This window comes from Ramlibacter henchirensis (genome assembly GCF_004682015.1).
Classification (GTDB): Bacteria; Pseudomonadota; Gammaproteobacteria; order Burkholderiales; family Burkholderiaceae_C; genus Ramlibacter; species Ramlibacter henchirensis.
The window spans coordinates 807,694-824,095 of sequence record NZ_SMLM01000001.1 but is presented as its reverse complement, the minus strand read 5'-3'; the positions used below and the strand labels follow the sequence as shown (position 1 = coordinate 824,095).

Annotated in this window: 17 protein-coding genes; 10 read left to right on the top strand and 7 right to left on the bottom strand. The window is 70.3% G+C overall.

From position 1 onward, the window contains the following. Window positions 1-282 precede the first annotated feature (282 nt). The 4 genes from EZ313_RS04085 to EZ313_RS04070 all read left to right on the top strand — a co-directional run bounded on the left by EZ313_RS04085 (window position 283) and on the right by EZ313_RS04070 (window position 2,067). A complete protein-coding gene (locus EZ313_RS04085) occupies window positions 283-732 on the top strand; it encodes an Hsp20/alpha crystallin family protein (protein WP_135261927.1) in 450 nt (149 codons plus the stop codon). A gap of 17 nt (window positions 733-749) precedes the next feature. Continuing rightward, window positions 750-1,142, top strand: a complete 393-nt coding sequence (locus tag EZ313_RS04080) for an Hsp20/alpha crystallin family protein (RefSeq protein WP_135261926.1) — start codon at window positions 750-752, stop codon at window positions 1,140-1,142. A gap of 95 nt (window positions 1,143-1,237) precedes the next feature. Further along, entirely contained in the window at window positions 1,238-1,627 is a 390-nt protein-coding gene (locus EZ313_RS04075) for a response regulator (RefSeq protein WP_135261925.1), read from the top strand. Continuing rightward, window positions 1,624-2,067: a response regulator gene (locus EZ313_RS04070; RefSeq protein ID WP_135261924.1), complete on the top strand. Its 444-nt coding sequence runs from the start codon at window positions 1,624-1,626 to the stop codon at window positions 2,065-2,067. The genes EZ313_RS04075 and EZ313_RS04070 overlap by 4 nt, the downstream gene beginning before the upstream one ends. A gap of 6 nt (window positions 2,068-2,073) precedes the next feature. Here EZ313_RS04070 and EZ313_RS04065 read toward each other — a convergent pair whose 3' ends face one another. From EZ313_RS04065 to EZ313_RS04040, 6 genes are all read right to left on the bottom strand, one after another. Beyond that, on the bottom strand, window positions 2,074-3,099 hold the full coding sequence (locus EZ313_RS04065; protein ID WP_135261923.1) for an SDR family oxidoreductase: 1,026 nt from the start codon (window positions 3,097-3,099) through the stop codon (window positions 2,074-2,076). 89 nt (window positions 3,100-3,188) lie between these two features. Then, the gene (locus EZ313_RS04060; RefSeq protein ID WP_135261922.1) at window positions 3,189-3,653 is read right to left on the bottom strand and encodes a tellurite resistance TerB family protein; all 465 of its coding nucleotides are present in this window, start codon (window positions 3,651-3,653) and stop codon (window positions 3,189-3,191) included. 16 nt (window positions 3,654-3,669) lie between these two features. Then, the gene (locus EZ313_RS04055; RefSeq protein ID WP_167772494.1) at window positions 3,670-5,790 is read right to left on the bottom strand and encodes a hybrid sensor histidine kinase/response regulator; all 2,121 of its coding nucleotides are present in this window, start codon (window positions 5,788-5,790) and stop codon (window positions 3,670-3,672) included. A 144-nt stretch (window positions 5,791-5,934) separates the two neighbouring features. Next, the gene (locus EZ313_RS04050; RefSeq protein WP_420849278.1) at window positions 5,935-7,113 is read right to left on the bottom strand and encodes an MFS transporter; all 1,179 of its coding nucleotides are present in this window, start codon (window positions 7,111-7,113) and stop codon (window positions 5,935-5,937) included. Between the two features lie 41 nt (window positions 7,114-7,154). Further along, complete coding sequence (gene aroC, locus EZ313_RS04045; RefSeq protein ID WP_135261920.1) at window positions 7,155-8,252, bottom strand: chorismate synthase; 1,098 nt, start codon at window positions 8,250-8,252, stop codon at window positions 7,155-7,157. Window positions 8,253-8,314: 62 nt separating this feature from the next. Then, complete coding sequence (locus EZ313_RS04040) at window positions 8,315-8,779, bottom strand: CBS domain-containing protein (RefSeq protein WP_135261919.1); 465 nt, start codon at window positions 8,777-8,779, stop codon at window positions 8,315-8,317. A gap of 101 nt (window positions 8,780-8,880) precedes the next feature. On the opposite strand from EZ313_RS04040, the gene EZ313_RS04035 reads away from it, so the two are divergent. Genes EZ313_RS04035 through EZ313_RS04010 form a run of 6 tightly spaced genes read left to right on the top strand, consistent with a single transcriptional unit; the run spans window position 8,881 to window position 15,231 of the window. Next, window positions 8,881-10,179 carry an O-acetylhomoserine aminocarboxypropyltransferase gene (locus tag EZ313_RS04035; protein ID WP_135261918.1) on the top strand — a complete coding sequence of 433 codons (1,299 nt, stop codon included), beginning with the start codon at window positions 8,881-8,883 and terminating at the stop codon, window positions 10,177-10,179. Continuing rightward, on the top strand, window positions 10,179-10,985 hold the full coding sequence (locus EZ313_RS04030; protein WP_135261917.1) for an alpha/beta fold hydrolase: 807 nt from the start codon (window positions 10,179-10,181) through the stop codon (window positions 10,983-10,985). Before EZ313_RS04035 ends, EZ313_RS04030 begins: the two co-directional genes overlap by 1 nt. Next, on the top strand, window positions 10,982-11,968 hold the full coding sequence (locus tag EZ313_RS04025; protein WP_135261916.1) for a DUF2157 domain-containing protein: 987 nt from the start codon (window positions 10,982-10,984) through the stop codon (window positions 11,966-11,968). Before EZ313_RS04030 ends, EZ313_RS04025 begins: the two co-directional genes overlap by 4 nt. Further along, window positions 11,965-13,581 carry a GDYXXLXY domain-containing protein gene (locus EZ313_RS04020; protein WP_135261915.1) on the top strand — a complete coding sequence of 539 codons (1,617 nt, stop codon included), beginning with the start codon at window positions 11,965-11,967 and terminating at the stop codon, window positions 13,579-13,581. Before EZ313_RS04025 ends, EZ313_RS04020 begins: the two co-directional genes overlap by 4 nt. After that, a complete protein-coding gene (locus tag EZ313_RS04015) occupies window positions 13,578-14,861 on the top strand; it encodes a cytochrome P450 (protein ID WP_240788524.1) in 1,284 nt (427 codons plus the stop codon). Before EZ313_RS04020 ends, EZ313_RS04015 begins: the two co-directional genes overlap by 4 nt. 31 nt (window positions 14,862-14,892) lie before the next feature. Next, complete coding sequence (locus tag EZ313_RS04010) at window positions 14,893-15,231, top strand: Mpo1-like protein (RefSeq protein ID WP_135261914.1); 339 nt, start codon at window positions 14,893-14,895, stop codon at window positions 15,229-15,231. A 15-nt stretch (window positions 15,232-15,246) separates the two neighbouring features. Here EZ313_RS04010 and EZ313_RS04005 read toward each other — a convergent pair whose 3' ends face one another. Beyond that, window positions 15,247-16,377, bottom strand: a complete 1,131-nt coding sequence (locus EZ313_RS04005; RefSeq protein ID WP_135261913.1) for a hypothetical protein — start codon at window positions 16,375-16,377, stop codon at window positions 15,247-15,249. Window positions 16,378-16,402: the final 25 nt, after the last annotated feature.

The following is a 16,402-nucleotide window of genomic DNA, read 5'->3' as shown; positions in this document are numbered from 1 at the left end:
CCGTGCTTTTTTGAGCCCCCCGCGTCCCCCCCCCCCCCCCCCCCCCCCCCCCCCCCCGCCCCGCCCCCCCCCCCCCGCGGGGGGGGGGGGGGGGGGGGGGCACGCACGGCGCTCAAGCGGGCGCCGTGCTTTTTTGAGCCCCCCGCGTGCCCCCACCCTGCCCTCCCCCGGAGGGGGAGGGAAAAGACATCCCTCTTGAAATCCCCGCTCCCCGCTCCTAATTCGGGTACGCGCGGCCCCGCAGCCGCGCGGTCACCTGACGAGACACCAAGGAGAGCAGCGATGTTGCACCCAGCATTCCGACCTGCCACGGACGTCTTCGGGGAGCTCAACCGGTTGCAGAGCGTCCTCGATCAGGTCTTCCGTCCGTTCGAGCGGTCCAGCATCCGGGCGCTGGCCGGTTCGGCGTTCCCGGTCATCAATGTCGGCGCCACGGCCGAAGCGGTGGAGATCATGGCCCTCGCCCCGGGCCTCGATCCCAGCTCGCTGCAGGTCACGGCCGACCGCGGCCTGCTGATCGTCGCGGGCGAGCGCAAGAGCGAACTGCCCGAGGGCCGTGAGGGCGTCAGCGTCTACGCGCAGGAGCGCTTCACCGGCAGCTTCCGCCGCGTGGTCAGCCTGCCCGAGGACGCCGACCCGGCGCGCATCGAGGCGAAGTACCGCGACGGCATCCTGCGCATCACCGTGGCCAAGCGCGAGTCGTCCCGGCCGCGCCGCATCGACGTGCAGTGAACGACAAGGAGAGCGTCATGAGCAACCAGGTTCAGACCACCGGCAACCGCACTCCCGCCAACCAGTCCGCCGCGCCGGCGCCCCACGTCGTGCCGCCGGTGGACGTGTTCGAGGACGAATCCGGCATCACCGTGCTGGCCGACCTGCCCGGCGTCAGCCGGGATCGCCTCGGCGTGCGCGTGGACGGCGACAGCCTGCTGATCGAGGGCACGGCCGAAGTGGCGGGCCCGAAGGACATGGACATGGTCTACGGCGAGGCCCAGGTGCCCGCGTACCGGCGCGAGTTCACCCTGAGCCGCGAGCTGGACGCCTCGCGCATCGAGGCCCAGCTCAAGGACGGGGTGCTGCGCCTGACCATTCCCAAGGCCGAAGAGGCCAAGCCGCGCCGCATCGAAGTACGCGTCGGCTGACACGCGGCTCCGGGTGAAGCCGGATGGCGAGCCCTGTCCGGGCCTGCCATCATGCCCGGCAAGCGCGCACCGGCGGCGCGCCAGGAGCCCGCGGCTTGCCCCTGAACGCCTTCATCGTCGAAGACAACCCGGCCATCCGCCGCAGCCTGGACGAGGCGCTGGCGGAGCTGGCCGGCATCCGCAGCCTGGGACACGCCGGCCGGGTGGCCGACGCCATCGCCTGGCTCACCGACCCGGCCAATGAGTGGGACCTGGCCATCGTCGACCTGCTGCTGGAGGAAGGCGGCAGCGGCCTGGAAGTGCTGCGGGCCATGAGCGGGCGCGACCCGGCGCGCAAGGTGCTGGTGCTCACCGCCACGGCCAACCAGCACGTGCGGGAGCAGTGCCTGGCCCTGGGCAGCGATGGCGTTTTCGACAAGTCCATGCAGACCGAGGCGCTGCTGGAGTGGTGCATCGCGCTCGCGGGCGACAGGAGCCCGCGGTGAAGGGGCCCGCCGTGCTGGTGGTCGACGACAACCCGGACCACCTCGAACTCACCGTCATGGCGCTGGCCGAGTGCTGCCACCAGGAGCAGATCGCCACGGCCGCCGACGGCCTGGAAGCGTTGGATTTCCTCTTCGCGCGCGGGCGCCACGCGGGCCGCGACACCGCGCACCAGCCGCGCATGGTGGTGCTGGACATGAAGCTGGTGCGCATGCACGGCCTGGAGGTGCTGCGCGCCATCCGCGCCGACGCGCGCACCGCGGCGCTGCCGGTGCTGATGCACTCGTCCTCCACCGAGAAGGGCGACATCGCCGCCTGCTACGCCGCCGGCGCCAACGGCTACGTCGGCAAGGCCACCGACTACGACGAATTGCGCCGCCGCATGCGCAAGGCGTACGACTTCTGGGTGACGGTCAACGAACGCGCCGAGCCGCCGGCGTGAACGGCTTCAGGTCGCGCCCACGCTGCCCGTGACCGGCAGCACGATCCCGGTGATGTAGCTCGCGCAGGCGGGCGAGGCCAGGAACACGTAGGCAGGCGACAGCTCCTCGGGCTGGGCGGGCCGCTTCATGTCGCTGGACTTGCCGAACTGCGCCACCTTCTCGGCCGTCTGGTCGGCCGGGTTCAGCGGCGTCCACACCGGCCCCGGCGCCACGCAGTTCACGCGGATGCCCTTCTCGAGCACGCTGGAGGCCAGCGACATGGTGAAGGCATGGATCGCGCCCTTGGTGGCCGAGTAATCGAGCAACTGCCCGCTGCCGCGCAGGCCCACCACCGAGCCGCTGTTGATGATCGACGAGCCCGGTTTCAGGTGCGGCAGCGCCGCGCGCGCCATGTAGAAGTAGCCGAAGATGTTGGTCTTCATCGTTTCTTCGAGGCGCTCGTCGGTGATGTCCTCCAGCGAGTCCGCATGCTCCTGGAAGGCGGCGTTGTTGACCAGGATGTCAAGCCGCTTGAACTCCGCCACCGTCTTCTCCACCGCCTGCTTGCAGAACGCCGAGTCCTTCACGTCGCCGGGGATCAGCAGGCAGCGGCGCCCTTCCTTCTCGACCCAGCGCCTGGTCTCCTCGGCGTCCTCGTGCGAACTGAGGTACACGATCGCGACGTCGGCTCCTTCGCGCGCGTACAGCACCGCGACAGCGCGGCCGATGCCCGAATCGCCGCCGGTGACCAGTGCGGCCATGCCCTCGAGCTTGCCGCTGCCCTTGTAATCGGGCGCCTCGAAGCGGGGCTTGAGCTTCATCTCGGCTTCCAGCCCCGGCTTTTCCATGTGCTGGGCCGGCAATTCCTCCGGCTGCGGTCGGCCGGTCTGGGGCGACTTGGGCTGCTGTTCCTGCTTGCCCTGCCCGCCTTCCTTCGCCTTGGCCTTGGCTTCGTCCTTGCGATCCTGTTCGCGCTGGATCTCGCGCTGCTTCTCGGCGGCGGCTTCGTTCGCGCCGCGGGCGGCGTCCTTCGCGCCGGGTTTTTCGTCCATGGAGGAGCCTCCTGTGCAAACCGCCACTATGGCCAGCGCAACGGCATGGCCTCTGTAGAAGTTCGCGGTCCGCCCGCGTGGGAGCAGGCCTACAAACCGGCGGCCTGCTTGGCCCGCAGCTTGGCCGCGATGTACTCGCCGTGCGTCACGTGCAGCAGCCCGGCGATGCGAGAGATCACGTGGTTCTCGTGCGCGTCGATCGCGCCGTCGGCATAGGCCACCTGCCACATGGTCTCGACCACCGCCGCCTTGGCGGGCTGGTCCAGCTCCGCGTTCAGCTGCGAGGTGAACTGGTGGAAATCGGACGCGCTGCGCGAGGCCTGGTCGGCCAGGGCGACCAGCTCGTGCAGTTCCTCCTCGCCGAGCGGGAAGCGCCTGCGCAGCGCGTCCAGCACCACCTGGCGCTCGGCCGCGGTGATCTCCGGGTCAGCCCGCATGACCTCGACGAGCAGCACGGCGCAGGCGAGGCGCAGGGCCGCGGGGCTGGCCGACGCGTCAACCGCGGCCGGATCACCCCGCAGGGCGGCGAAGACATCACGCAAGGACTGGAACATGCCCTGGCCGACCGCCTCAGCGCGTGGAAAGTTCCTGCAGGCGCGCCGGATCGACGGGCTTGGTCCAGTGGTGGTCGAAGCCGGCGGTGCGCGCCGCCTCCTTGTCCTGCTGCTGGCCCCAGCCGGTGAGCGCGATCAGGATCGGCTGGCGCACTCCCTCGAGCTTGCGGATGCGGCGCGCCACCTCGTAGCCGCTGATGTCCGGCAGGCCGATGTCCAGCAGCACCACGTCCGGCCGGAACTCGGCGGCCTGCGCCACGGCCGAGCGGCCATCGTGGACCACCACGACTTCGTTGCCGGACATCCGCAGCAGCTCGGCGACCGTGGAGGCGGCGTCCTCGTTGTCGTCCACCACCAGCAGCCGGCGGGTGTGCGGCGCGGGCGTGGCGGCTTCCGTCGCGGCGCGCGGCGGGCCGTTGCCGGCCGCGAGCGCCTCGCGCCGTTGCCGCGGCAGCCGCACCACGAACTCGCTGCCCTGGTCCAGGCCCGCGCTGTGCGCCTCCACGCTGCCGCCATGCAGCCGCACCAGGCCTTCCACCAGCGACAGGCCGATGCCCAGCCCGCCCTGCCGGCCCTCGCCGGGATGCGGCACCTGGGTGAACAGGCCGAACACCTTGCCCAGCATCTCGGGCGCGATGCCGGTGCCGTTGTCCCGCACGCGCACCACCAGCTCGGATTCCAGCGTCTCCACCAGCACGTCGATGCGGCCGCCCCGGCGCGTGTACTTGGCCGCGTTGTTCAGCAGGTTGGAGAAGACCTGCGCCAGCCGCGCCGCGTCGGCGACCAGGTCGGTCGATTCGTCGGGGAAGGCGATCGAGAGCTTGTGGTGCGCCGCCTCGATGTGCGGCCGGCTGATCTCCACCGCCGACCCGATCACGTGGACCAGGTTGGTCGGCTCCTTCTTCAGCTCGATCTTGCCGGTGCTGATGCGCGAGACGTCCAGCAGGTCGTCGACGAGACGCGAGAGCTGGCCCACCTGGCGCTCGATGATGCCGCCCACCTGCTCGATGCGCTGCGGGTCGCCCGCGGCCATCTTGATGATCGAGAGGCCGTTCCAGATCGGCGCCAGCGGGTTGCGCAGTTCGTGCGCCAGCGTGGCGAGGAAGACGTCCTTGGCCTTGTCGGACTCGCGCAGCGCCTCCAGCAGCTGTGCGTGGTCGATCGCCACGGCCGCGCGCCGGGCCAGGTCCTCGGCCAGCGCCAGGTCCTCCGGGCCGTAGCGGCGCCGCGATTCCGTGGTGATGAAGGTGATCACGCCCATGGTGCGGCCGCGCGCGTTGAGCGGCGCCCCGATGTACGAGTACAGGCCCAAGGTGCGCAGGATGGCGAGCAGCTCCGGATCCTTCACGCCGTCCTGAAGCACCTCCTCGGTGATCTCCGGCACCAGCACGCCCTGGCCGCTGCGCGCCACCGCCCACGTGCCCTGCGGGCTGTCCGGCTCCGGCGGGTAGCGGTGGTGCAGCTCGTGCAGGAGCTTCACCTTCTCGGAATCGACGTGCGCGCCGGCGACGCGCTGCAGGTTGCCGTCCTGCAGCAGGTCGATCGCGCACCAGTCGGCGAAACGCGGCACGGCCAGCTGGGCGATGCGGTCCAGCGTGCTCTGGGAGTCGTTGACGCCGGCCAGCTCCGCGCTGGCTTCGGCCAGGAACTTCAGGTCCTGCTCGGTGTGCTTGCGGCGGGTGACGTCAAGCGAGACGCCCGCGATCGACGTGGCCTGGCCGGAGGCGTCGCGGCGCACGCGCCCGCGCGACTCGAGCCAGCGGATGCTTCCGTCGGGCCGCACGACGCGGTACTCCACGCGGTGCCAGCCGGTGCGCTCCACCGCTTCGCGGAAGGTTTCGCTGAAGCGCTCGCGGTCGCGCGGGTCGATCAGCTCCAGGTACGCGGTGCCGTGCGGCGGCTCCGAACCTTCGGGCATGCCGTGCAGCCGGTCCATGCCGGGCCACCAGGTGGCGTGGCCGGTGGGCAGGTCGATCTGCCAGACGCCCATGCCGCCCGCGTCGAGTGCGAGCTGCAGCCGCTCCTCGCTTTGACGCAGCGTCTCCGCCAGGCGCGCCAGGTCGCCTTCAGCACCGGCGCTCGCCTCATCCCCGCCGGCGCGCGGCGCGGGGTGGGTCGGCGTGGATCGGGCGGACATGGCGGCAGCAAGGGTCTTGAAAGGGTAACGGGAATTGCTCGGCCGTGGGGTCCGATGCAACCCGGGACCCTTGGAAGCCGATGCCAATCCCGCGCACATCGTCGCAGACGCGCCGTCGCATGCGGATGAGCCGCTCTTGCGCGCTCAGCCGTGCTGGCCGGCGGTGCCGAGCGTGTCGGCCTGGCGAGCGTCGGCCCTGGCCAGCCGGTCGGTGCGCAACGCGCACAGCGTGCCGGCCAGGGCAAGGGCGGTGGCGGCGCCGTACATCGCCTCGAATCCGAACCGGGAAGCGAGCGCGCCGCCGGCCACGACGCCGGTGACGCCGCCCAGGCCATAGCCGATGACGGTGAACAGCGCCTGCCCGCGTCCGCGCAGCCGGCCGGGGAAATGCTCCGTGACCAGCGCGATGCAGGCCGTGTGGTGGGTGGCGAAGGTGAGCGCATGCAGGACCTGCGCGATGAAGAGCGCCAGCAGCCAGTCGGCGGCGGCGCCGGTCAGCGCCATGCGCACCACCGCGGCCGCGCCGCAGACCCACAGCCAGCGCGTCATCGGCAGTCCCCGAAGCAGCCGGCCCTGGGAGAAGAACCAGAGGATCTCCACCAGCACGGAAACCGCCCACAGCGCGCCGATCATCCCCTTGCCGTAGCCGCGCGCGTCGAGGTAGAGCGACAGGAAGCCGTAGATGGCGAAATGCGCCATCACGTGGAACAGCAGCGAGGCGAAGAACCAGCGCACGACCGGCTTGCGCAGCACCGGCGCGACCGGTTCGCCGCGCGGATGCGCATGCACCGACTTCTCGCGCACGTCGGGCAGCCACAGGGTGCAGGCCAGCACGCCCGCCAGGGTGACGGCGGCCCAGCCCGGGAAATGGCCCATGCCGAAGCGCTCGAACCACGCGCCGGCCGAGAACACCGTGACCATGAAGCCGACCGAACCCCACAGCCGCACGCGGCCGTAGCGCCCCCAGTCACCGGCGACCAGGTGGGCCATCGCCGCTTCGGTGAGCGACATCATGGAGCTGGTGTGCGTGAACAGCACCAGCAGCACCAGGCCGATCCACCACGCGCCACCGTCGACCCACAGGCCGGCCGACGAAGCAAGTGCCACCGCCGCGGAAAAGCGCAGCAGCCGCACGCGCTCGCCGGTGTGGTCCGACAGCGCGCCCCACGCATACGGCGCGAACACGCGCGTGAACGACTGCACCGACGTCAGCAGGCTGATCACCACGAGCGGCAGCCCGAGTTCCTTGAGCCAGAGCGGCAGGTAGGGATTGAAGAAGCCGATGTGGGCGAAATAGGTCGCCGACAGCGCCGCGAACGGCACCAGCTGGCGCCGGCCCGGCGCCTCGTGTGAAGCCGCGGCGCTCAGAGGAATGAAGCCGCGATGGCCGGCAGCGGCGATTGCACTTCGGCGTTCTGCGCGCGGTGGCGCAGGACGTGGTCCATGACCACCAGCGCGAGCATGGCCTCGGCGATCGGCGTCGCGCGGATCCCCACGCAGGGATCGTGGCGGCCCTTGGTGATCACCTGGGTCGGCTGGCCGTTCACGTCGATGGTTTCGCGCGGGCTGATGATGGAACTGGTGGGCTTGACCGCGATGAACACTTCCAGGTCCTGGCCGGTGCTGATGCCGCCCAGCACGCCGCCCGCGTTGTTGGTGGCGAAGCCCTGCGGCGTGAGTGAGTCGCCGTGGGTGGTGCCGCGCTGGGTGACGCTGGCGAAGCCGGCGCCGATCTCCACGCCCTTGACCGCGTTGATGCCCATCATCGCCCAGGCGATGTCGGCGTCGAGCTTGTCGAACAGCGGCTCGCCCAGGCCGGTGGGCATGTTGGAGGCGGTGACGCGGATGCGCGCGCCGCAGGAGTCGCCCGACTTGCGCAGGGCGTCCATGTAGTCCTCCAGGCGCGACACGTCGGCGATCGGCGCGAAGAACGGGTTGCGGGGCACGTGGTCCCAGGACTCGAAGCCGATCTCGATCTCGCCGAGCTGCTGCATGCAGCCGCGGAACACGATGCCGTGCTGGCGCCCCAGCCATTTCCTGGCGACGGCCCCGGCCGCGACCATGGGCGCCGTCAGTCGCGCGGATGAGCGTCCGCCGCCGCGCGGATCGCGCAGGCCGTACTTCTGCAGGTAGGTGTAGTCGGCGTGGCCCGGCCGGAAGGTTGCGGCGATGTCGCCGTAGTCCTTGCTGCGCTGGTCGGTGTTGCGGATGAGCAGGCAGATCGGCGTCCCGGTGGTCTTGCCCTCGTAGACGCCGGAGAGGATCTCGACCTTGTCCTCTTCCTTGCGCTGGGTGACGTGGCGGCTGGTGCCGGGCCGGCGGCGGTCCAGGTCGGGCTGGATATCCGTCTCCGACAGTTCCATCCCCGGCGGGCAGCCGTCGATCACGCAGCCGATCGCGGGCCCGTGCGATTCACCGAAATTGGTGACCGCGAAGAGGCTGCCGAAGGTGTTGCCGCTCATGGGCGGGGATTATCACCGCCTGCGCGTGCGCGCTGAGCCCTGTCGAAGGGCCGGGCGCTGAACTACAGCTGCGCCGTGGGCTGGCTGTCTTCGCTGCTCGGCCAGTCCCGGATGTAGGCCTTGAGCATGCGGTTCTCGAAATTCTGGCTGTCCACCACGGCCTTGGCGACGTCGTAGAGGCTGATGACGCCCATCAGCATGCGCTTGTCCATCACCGGCATGTAGCGCGCGTGCCGGTCCAGCATCATGCGGCGCACTTCGTCCAGCTCGGTCTCGGAGGTGCAGGTGAGCGGGTGGTCGTCCATCGCCGTGCGCACGGCGCTGCTGCCCACGGCGCCGCCGTTCGCGACGATGCACTGGATCATTTCGCGGAAGGTGAGCATGCCCACCAGCTCGCCATGGTCCATCACGACCAGCGAACCGATGTCCTTCTCGGCCATCACCTCGATCGCCTTGGACAACGGCTCGTCCGGGGAGACGGTGTAGAGCGTGTTGCCCTTGACGCGCAGGATGTCGCTGACTTTCATATGGCTGTCTCCTCTGCCCCGTCTCCGGGTGGTAGGTCCGGATGAATATAGCCCACAATCCCGGGCAACGGACAACGAGACAAGGGACGCGAGGAGACCCCATGCCCGGCTATTCCGACCCCGGCTTCGACACGCTGGCGCTGCATGCCGGCGCAGCGCCCGACCCCGCGACCGGCGCCCGCGCCGTGCCCATCCACCTGACCACCTCGTTCGTCTTCGAATCCAGCGACCACGCGGCGGCCCTGTTCAACCTCGAGCGCTCCGGCCACGTCTACTCCCGGATCAGCAACCCGACCAATGCGGTGCTGGAACAGCGCATCTCGGCCCTCGAAGGCGGCATCGGGGCGATCGCCACCGCCAGCGGCCAGGCGGCCCTGCACCTGTGCATCGCCACACTGATGGGCTCGGGCTCGCACATCGTCGCCAGCACGGCGCTGTACGGCGGGTCGCAGAACCTGCTGCATTACACGCTGCGCCGCTTCGGCATCGAGACCACCTTCGTGCGGCCGGGCGACATCGACGGCTGGCGCGCGGCGATCCGGCCCAACACCCGGATGCTCTTCGGTGAGACGGTCGGCAACCCCGGTCTCGACGTGCTGGATATCCCGACGGTAGCCGCGATCGCGCACGACGCCGGCGTGCCGCTGCTGGTCGACTCCACCTTCACGACGCCCTGGCTCATGCAGCCGTTCACGCTCGGCGCCGACCTGATCTACCACTCCGCTACCAAGTTCCTCTCGGGCCACGGCACCGTGATCGGCGGCCTCGTGGTCGACGGCGGCAGCTTCGACTGGGAGCGCTCGGGCAAGTTCGCCGAGCTGACCGCGCCGTACGAGGGCTTCCATGGCATGGTGTTCAGCGAGGAATCCACCGTCGGGGCCTTCCTGCTGCGCGCGCGCCGGGAAGGGCTGCGCGATTTCGGCGCCAGCATGAGCCCGCACACGGCGTGGCTGATCCTGCAGGGCATCGAGACGCTGCCGCTGCGCATGGAGCGCCACATGCGCAACACGGAGAAAGTGGTGGAGTTCCTCGCGGCGCACCCTTTCGTCGAGCGCGTGGGCCATCCGCTGCTGGAGACGCATCCCAGCCATGCGCTGGCGAAGAAGCTGCTGCCGCGCGGCGCAGGGGCTGTCTTCAGCTTCGACATGCGCGGCAACCGCGCGCAGGGCCGCAAGTTCATCGAGACGCTGAAGGTGTTCAGCCACCTGGCCAACGTCGGCGATTGCCGCTCGCTGGTGATCCATCCGGCCAGCACGACGCACTTCCGCATGACGGACGAAGCGCTGACCGGTGCGGGCATTACGCAGGGCACGATCCGTCTGTCGATCGGGCTGGAAGACCCCGCCGACCTGATCGACGACCTCAAGCGCGCGCTGAAGGCAGCGGAAAAGGCCGCCTGATGGAACTCACCGTCCGAGGCCACTCCACCTACTGCTACACCGGCGGCAAGCCGTTCGATCCCTCCCGGCCGACCGTGGTCTTCCTGCACGGCGTGCTCAACGACCACAGCGTCTGGGGGCTGCAGACCCGCTACTTCGCGCACCACGGCTGGAACGTGCTCGCGCCGGACCTGCCGGGGCACTGCAGGAGCGGCGGGGAGCCGCCGGCGTCGGTCGAGGACGCCGCGCAGTTCACGATCGAACTGCTGGACGCCGCCAAGGTGGAACGGGCGGCGCTCGTGGGCCACAGCTTCGGCTCGCTGATCGCGCTGGAAGCGGCGGCGCGCGCACCCGGACGTGTCAGCCACCTCGCGCTGTGCGGAACGGCAGCACCGATGAAGGTGTCGCCCGCCCTGCTGGAGAACTCGCTGAACGCGCCGATGAAGGCCATCGACATGGTCAACGTGTTCTCGCACTCCATGCTGGCGCCGCCGCCCTCGACGCTCGGGCCGGGCACCTGGCTGTATGGCGGCTCGCGCGCGCTGATGAGGCGGGTGCTGGCCGGCAATCCTCGCGTGAACGTGTTCCACCGCGGTTTCGTGGCCTGCGACAGCTACGGCGGCGGCGAAGCGGCGATGGAGAAGGTGCGTTGCCCGGTGCTCTTCGTGCTGGGCCGCGACGATGCGATGACGCCGCCACGGGCGGCGCAGTCGCTGCAGGCCAAGGCGACCGCCGGCCGCACGGTGATCGTCGGCGCCGGTCACCAGATGATGTCCGAGGCGCCCGACGCGGTGCTCGCCGCCCTGATGGAGTTCCTCCAGACATGAACACGCGCCTCGCGCTGTACGAACTTGCGCGCCGTCACGGCGTGCCACGGGAAGGTGTTGCGGTGCTGGTGCGGGAAGCGGGGCTCGAGCAGCCGCCGGCCAGTTTGCAGCGCGGCCTGTGGCGCGGCATCGCAGTGCTCGCCGCCGCGCTGGTCGGCTTGGGCCTGATCCTGTGGCTGGCCGCCAACTGGGACACGCTGGGCCGCATGGGGCGGTTCGCCCTGCTGCAGTCGGTGGTGCTGGTGGCCTGCCTCGCCGCGGCGCTGCAGCCCGCCGTGCGTGCGCCCGCCGCGCTGGCCGCCCTGCTCGGCATCGGTGGCCTGTTCGCCTACTTCGGCCAGACCTACCAGACGGGTGCCGATGCGTGGCAGCTGTTCGCGCTCTGGGCCGTCCTCTCGCTGCCGCTCTGTTTCGCGGTGCGCAGCGACGTGCTCTGGGCGCCGTGGGCGCTGGTAGCCATGACGGCGATCGCGCTGTGGACCTTTGCGCACACCGGCCATCGCTGGCGCGTGACACCGCAGGACGTGGGCACGTTCGGCATCGCGTGGATCGCAGCCGGACTGCTCGCGGCGGCCTTGTGCGCGCCGGCCTCTCGATGGACGGGCGCCGGTCCCTGGGCCTTTCGCACCGCCGTGACGCTGGCGGTGGTCGCCGTCGGCGCAGGCGCGCTCGCCGCCTTGTTCCGCTCACCGATCGCGGCGCACTTCTGGCTGGGCCTTGGCTTGCTCGCGGCCGCCGGCGTCGTGCTGGCGCAGCGCAGGATGTTCGACGTGTTCGCGCTGAGCGCCGTCGCGCTGGCGCTGGACACCTTGCTGGTGGCCGGGCTGTCGCGGCTGCTGTTCGAGGGCGCCGGCTCCGATCCGTTCGGCCGGATGCTGCTGGTGGGCCTGGTGGCCGCCGGCGTGCTCGCGGTGTCGGTGCAGTTCATCCTGCGGCTGGCTCGCTCACATGGTCCGGCGACGCTCGCGGAGGACGCGCCATGAACGAGGCACTGGTGCGTGCGCTGCGCGCGGGCGTGGATCGGGGGCTGTTGCCGCGCGAAGCGGCGGTGGCGCCGATCGAGAGCCGGCCCTGGCCCGTGGTGCTGCTGACCGCGTTGGGCGCCTGGCTCGCGGCGATTCCGCTGCTGGGGTTCTTCGCCGCGCTGCTCGGGTCGCTGATGACGAAGGGCCCCGGCGCCTATGTCGTGGGCATCGGCAGCCTCGCGGCCGCCGTCGCGATGCTCCGCTCGGAGCGGCTGCCGATCTTCATCGAGCAGCTGGCGTTTCCGGTGCTGCTGGTGGGCGGTGGCTCGCTCGCGATGGGACTCTATCGCGACCTGCCGGACACGGCGGCTTCGCTCGTGCTGATGGGCGTTTGCCTCGCGCTGGCCCGCGGCCTGCCCAAGGCCTGGTTGCGCCTGCTGCTCGGTGCGCTCGCGGCGGGATTGTTCGTTGCGCTGCTGCAAGACAAACAACTCTGGCGCGCCGGCCCGCCCATGCTGCCGATCGGGCTGGGCCTGATGGCCGCCCTGCTCGCCTGGGCCGCGGCTTTGATGTGGCAGCGCTCGGGGCGAGCGGATGCGGACGTCGCGGCGCTGGTGGAGACCACCGGCGCGGGCTGGCTGCTCGCGGTGCTGGCCGGGCTGGCCGCATGGTCGGGCATGACGTTCCTGGTCGGTGGCAGCCTGGGGTTCTGGGGCGAACTGGCGAGTGAAGTGGCTCCGGGCCGCCGGGGCGGTGCGGGCTGGCCGGTCTTGCGGGCCGCGTCGGTCGTGCTCGCAGCGGCCGGCGCTTTGTGGGCCGCGCGACGCTGGCCGGAGTTGCGTACGGTGCGCCTGGCGGGGGTCGCGCTGGTGCTGGTCGCTCTCAGCGCGTTCCTGCCCGCGCTGGGCGGCGTGCTGCTCGCGCTGTCGCTCACTGCGACGACCGGTCGACTTCGACTGGCGGCCGCTGCGGGCCTCGCGGCCGCATGGATCGTCGGAAGCTTCTACTACCAGCTCCAGTGGCCGCTTGCGCACAAGGCAGTCGTGCTCGCCGCCGCCGGGGCGCTGCTGGCGGCGCTGGGATGGCGCGCATCCAGCCCCCGGACGAAGACGAGCGGCGCCGCAGGAGCGCCGTCGCGCACATCCGCCGTGCTCGCGATCACCGCAGCCGCCGCCACGCTGGCCCTGGCCAACTTTTCGATCTGGCAGAAGGAAGACCTGATCGCCCACGGCCGAAAGGTCTACGTGCAGCTTGCGCCGGTCGACCCGCGATCGCTGATGCAGGGCGACTTCATGCGGCTGAACTGGGCGCTGCCCGGCGCCGGACGCGAGCAGGAGTCGCCTGTCACGCTGCAACGGCCGCACGTGATCGCGAAGCTGGATGCGCGCGGCGTGGCGCAGCTGCTTCGGGTCGTGACCGACGACGCGCCGCTCGCCCCCGGCGAGTTCCGCATCGAGCTCACGCCCAAGGGCGGCCGCTGGATGATCGTGACCGATGCCTGGTTCTTCCGCGAGGGCGATGCGCAGCGCTGGCAGAGCGCGCGCTTCGGCGAATTCCGCGTGATGCCCGACGGCCGCGCCCTGCTTGTCGGCCTGGCCGACGAGCGGCTGCAAGCCATTTCCGATCGATGACACCGCTCGACATCACGCCGCCGATGAGCCCCGAGCGCGCGCGGGAGATCGCCGGATCGTTCGACCTTCGTGCGCTGCCCGCGGACTTCTACGCCAATCCGTTCCCGGTCTACTCCGCCCTGCGCGAACACGAACCAGTGCGGCGCATGCCCGACGGCTCGTGGTTCATCACCCGCTACGCCGACCTGGTGGCGGTGTACCGGGACGCGCACGCCTTCAGCTCGGACAAGAAGGTGGAGTTCACGCCCAAGTACGGCGCGGGCTCGCCGCTGCTCGCGCACCACACGACCAGCCTGGTGTTCAACGACCCGCCGCTGCACACCCGCGTTCGCAAGCTGATCATGGGCGCCCTCACCCGGCGCGCCATCGCGGAGATGGAGCCGGGGCTGGTGAAGCTGGTGGATGGGTTGCTCGACGGCATCGAGGCGAAACAGGGCGGTGACCTCATCGAGGACTTCGCCGCGGCGATCCCGGTGGAGATCATCGGCAATCTCTTGGGCGTGCCACACGAGGATCGGGGGCCGCTGCGGGGCTGGTCGCTCACCATCCTCGGCGCTCTGGAACCGAAGCTCACGCCCGAGCAGGAGGCCTTGGGCAATCGCAGCGTGAGCGAGTTCCTGGAGTACCTGCGCGTGCTGGTGGCCGACCGCCGCAAGCATCCCGGCGACCCGGAGCACGACGTGCTCACGCGGCTGATCCAGGGCGAGCAAGGCGGCGAGCAGCTAAGCGAGCATGAGCTGCTGCAGAACTGCATCTTCATCCTGAACGCGGGGCACGAGACCACCACCAACCTGATCGGCAACGCGCTCGTCGCGCTGCAGGAGTGGCCCGCACAGAAGGAACAACTGCTGCGCGCGATCGGCGGGAGCCCCGACTGGGATGCGCTGGAACCGGTCATGACGGCGGCCGTGGACGAGTTCCTCCGCTTCGAATCGTCCAACCAGCTCGGCAACCGGCGTGCGCTGAAGACGGTCGAGGTCGGCGGCGTGCGGCTGGAGGAAGGCGCGCTGGTGACGCTGTGCATCGGCGCGGCCAACCGCGACCCGGCGCAGTTCGAGCGGCCCGACGAGCTTCAGCTCTCCCGCGCGAACAACCGGCACCTGGCCTTCGGCTTCGGCATCCACCAGTGCGCGGGCCTGAGCCTCGCGCGCCTGGAAGGCCGCGTGGCGATCGGTCGGTTCCTCGCGCGCTTCCCCGGCTACCGGCTCACCGCGCCGCCGGTGCGCGGCGGGCGCGCGCGGTTCCGCGGGTTCCTGCACGCGCCATTCGCGGTCGCCTAAACTGCCCGCCACAGCAGACAGGAGACAAGCCATGGGAACGACCACGACCACCGGAAGCGCCGTCGACCCGCGCGCACTGAACTCGTTCGCCGAGTTCTATCCGTTCTACCTGAGCGAGCACGCCAACCGCACCTGCCGACGGCTGCACTTCGTCGGATCGACCCTGGCGCTGTTGTGCCTGGCGATGCTGTTGGCCACCGGCAACTGGCTGTGGCTGCTGGCGGGGCTCGTGGCCGGCTACGGTTTCGCGTGGATCGGGCACTTCGGCTTCGAGAAGAACAAGCCGGCCAGCTTCAAGCGCCCGCTCTACAGCTTCATGGGCGACTGGGTGATGTACAAGGACATCTGGACCGGGAAGATCCCGTTCTAGGCAGCGCCCGCTCGTTCATTTCAGCGCCGGGGCGTTGCCCCACAACCCGTCGGCCTTGAAGTTGGCGCGCGCGCCGTCCTGGGTGCCGAGCACTTTCGCGCGCACGACGGTGTAGCCGTGGTGCAGGTTGGCCGCGATGTTCAGGGACCGGTCGATCCTGCCGTCAGGCGTGATGGTGAACATCGCTTCGCGCGCAAGCTCCCCGTTGCGCAGGATCTTGATCGTGTACTCGCCGGGGTTCTCGCTGACGACGAAGAAGCCCGCGTCCTTCTGCGCACGCCGGTCGTAGGCCACCACGTTCGGCAATGCGAATGCCGCTTCCACGACCCCGTAACCTTGCCTCGTCTTCGGGGAACGGGCGCTCGTGCGAAACGCGTGCCCCCAACGCGAGGTGGAGGCGATCTCCTTGCCCGCGTGGAACAGGTGCAGCGACATCTGCTCCTCGCGCTCCACCGGCTGCAGGAAAACCGCATGGAGGGTGACGCCGGGGTAGTCCAGGCTGGGATTGCCGTTGCCCATGAAGTCGACGGTCATCACCTCCGTCGCCCAGTCGTAATTCACGAAGTAGTCGACGTCGCTGCCGCCGGTGGGCGCGGTCCCCACGTTGAAGTGCCCCGCGGCCAGCTTGCGGGTCGACCCGGCAAGTGGATCCCGGATGGTGACCTCGAATTCGATGCGGCCGGTATGCCGGGCCAGGTGTTCCTGGTTGCGGCCGGACCGCAATCGATACAGCAGCCATGCGGTGGAGCGATTCCTGAGCAGCGCGGTGGCGTCGGTGTTGCGGAAGCGCTCGACGAACCAGGGTTTTCCGCCGGCCTTGTAGGAGACGTGGATCTCCTGGCCGTCCGGGAAACGGCCGGACACCGGAAGCTGGGCGATCGGCACCCAGCAGCGTCCCTTGCCGTCGGGACACGGGTTCGAGAAGGCTTCGAAGCGCATGCCGGCCAGCACGGCATACGGCGACTGCGCGCTCGTGGGCGGCAGCTGCGTCGACCACTGCTCGATGTCGGGCGCGGCGGCCGCAGCGGCGGCGGCCTGCTGGCTCGTGGGAGGCGTGGCTTCCAGCACGGGCGCCGTGGTCTGCCCATGCTGCGGAGGTGCGGTTGTCTGCCCCGAGGGCAGCTGCTTCCTGATCGCATCTTTCAATTTGTCGGCTCCGAATCTTTCGATC

What these genes read in the sequence shown, in the direction of transcription:
- EZ313_RS04085 (WP_135261927.1), top strand. Translation starts at nt 283, where the DNA reads ATGTTGCACCCAGCATTCCGACCTGCCACGGACGTCTTCGGGGAGCTC.
- aroC (WP_135261920.1), bottom strand. Translation starts at nt 8,252, where the DNA reads ATGAGCGGCAACACCTTCGGCAGCCTCTTCGCGGTCACCAATTTCGGT.
- EZ313_RS04060 (WP_135261922.1), bottom strand. Translation starts at nt 3,653, where the DNA reads ATGTTCCAGTCCTTGCGTGATGTCTTCGCCGCCCTGCGGGGTGATCCG.
- EZ313_RS04025 (WP_135261916.1), top strand. Translation starts at nt 10,982, where the DNA reads ATGAACACGCGCCTCGCGCTGTACGAACTTGCGCGCCGTCACGGCGTG.
- EZ313_RS04020 (WP_135261915.1), top strand. Translation starts at nt 11,965, where the DNA reads ATGAACGAGGCACTGGTGCGTGCGCTGCGCGCGGGCGTGGATCGGGGG.
- EZ313_RS04040 (WP_135261919.1), bottom strand. Translation starts at nt 8,779, where the DNA reads ATGAAAGTCAGCGACATCCTGCGCGTCAAGGGCAACACGCTCTACACC.
- EZ313_RS04065 (WP_135261923.1), bottom strand. Translation starts at nt 3,099, where the DNA reads ATGGACGAAAAACCCGGCGCGAAGGACGCCGCCCGCGGCGCGAACGAA.
- EZ313_RS04015 (WP_240788524.1), top strand. Translation starts at nt 13,578, where the DNA reads ATGACACCGCTCGACATCACGCCGCCGATGAGCCCCGAGCGCGCGCGG.
- EZ313_RS04055 (WP_167772494.1), bottom strand. Translation starts at nt 5,790, where the DNA reads ATGTCCGCCCGATCCACGCCGACCCACCCCGCGCCGCGCGCCGGCGGG.
- EZ313_RS04080 (WP_135261926.1), top strand. Translation starts at nt 750, where the DNA reads ATGAGCAACCAGGTTCAGACCACCGGCAACCGCACTCCCGCCAACCAG.
- EZ313_RS04035 (WP_135261918.1), top strand. Translation starts at nt 8,881, where the DNA reads ATGCCCGGCTATTCCGACCCCGGCTTCGACACGCTGGCGCTGCATGCC.
- EZ313_RS04010 (WP_135261914.1), top strand. Translation starts at nt 14,893, where the DNA reads ATGGGAACGACCACGACCACCGGAAGCGCCGTCGACCCGCGCGCACTG.
- EZ313_RS04030 (WP_135261917.1), top strand. Translation starts at nt 10,179, where the DNA reads ATGGAACTCACCGTCCGAGGCCACTCCACCTACTGCTACACCGGCGGC.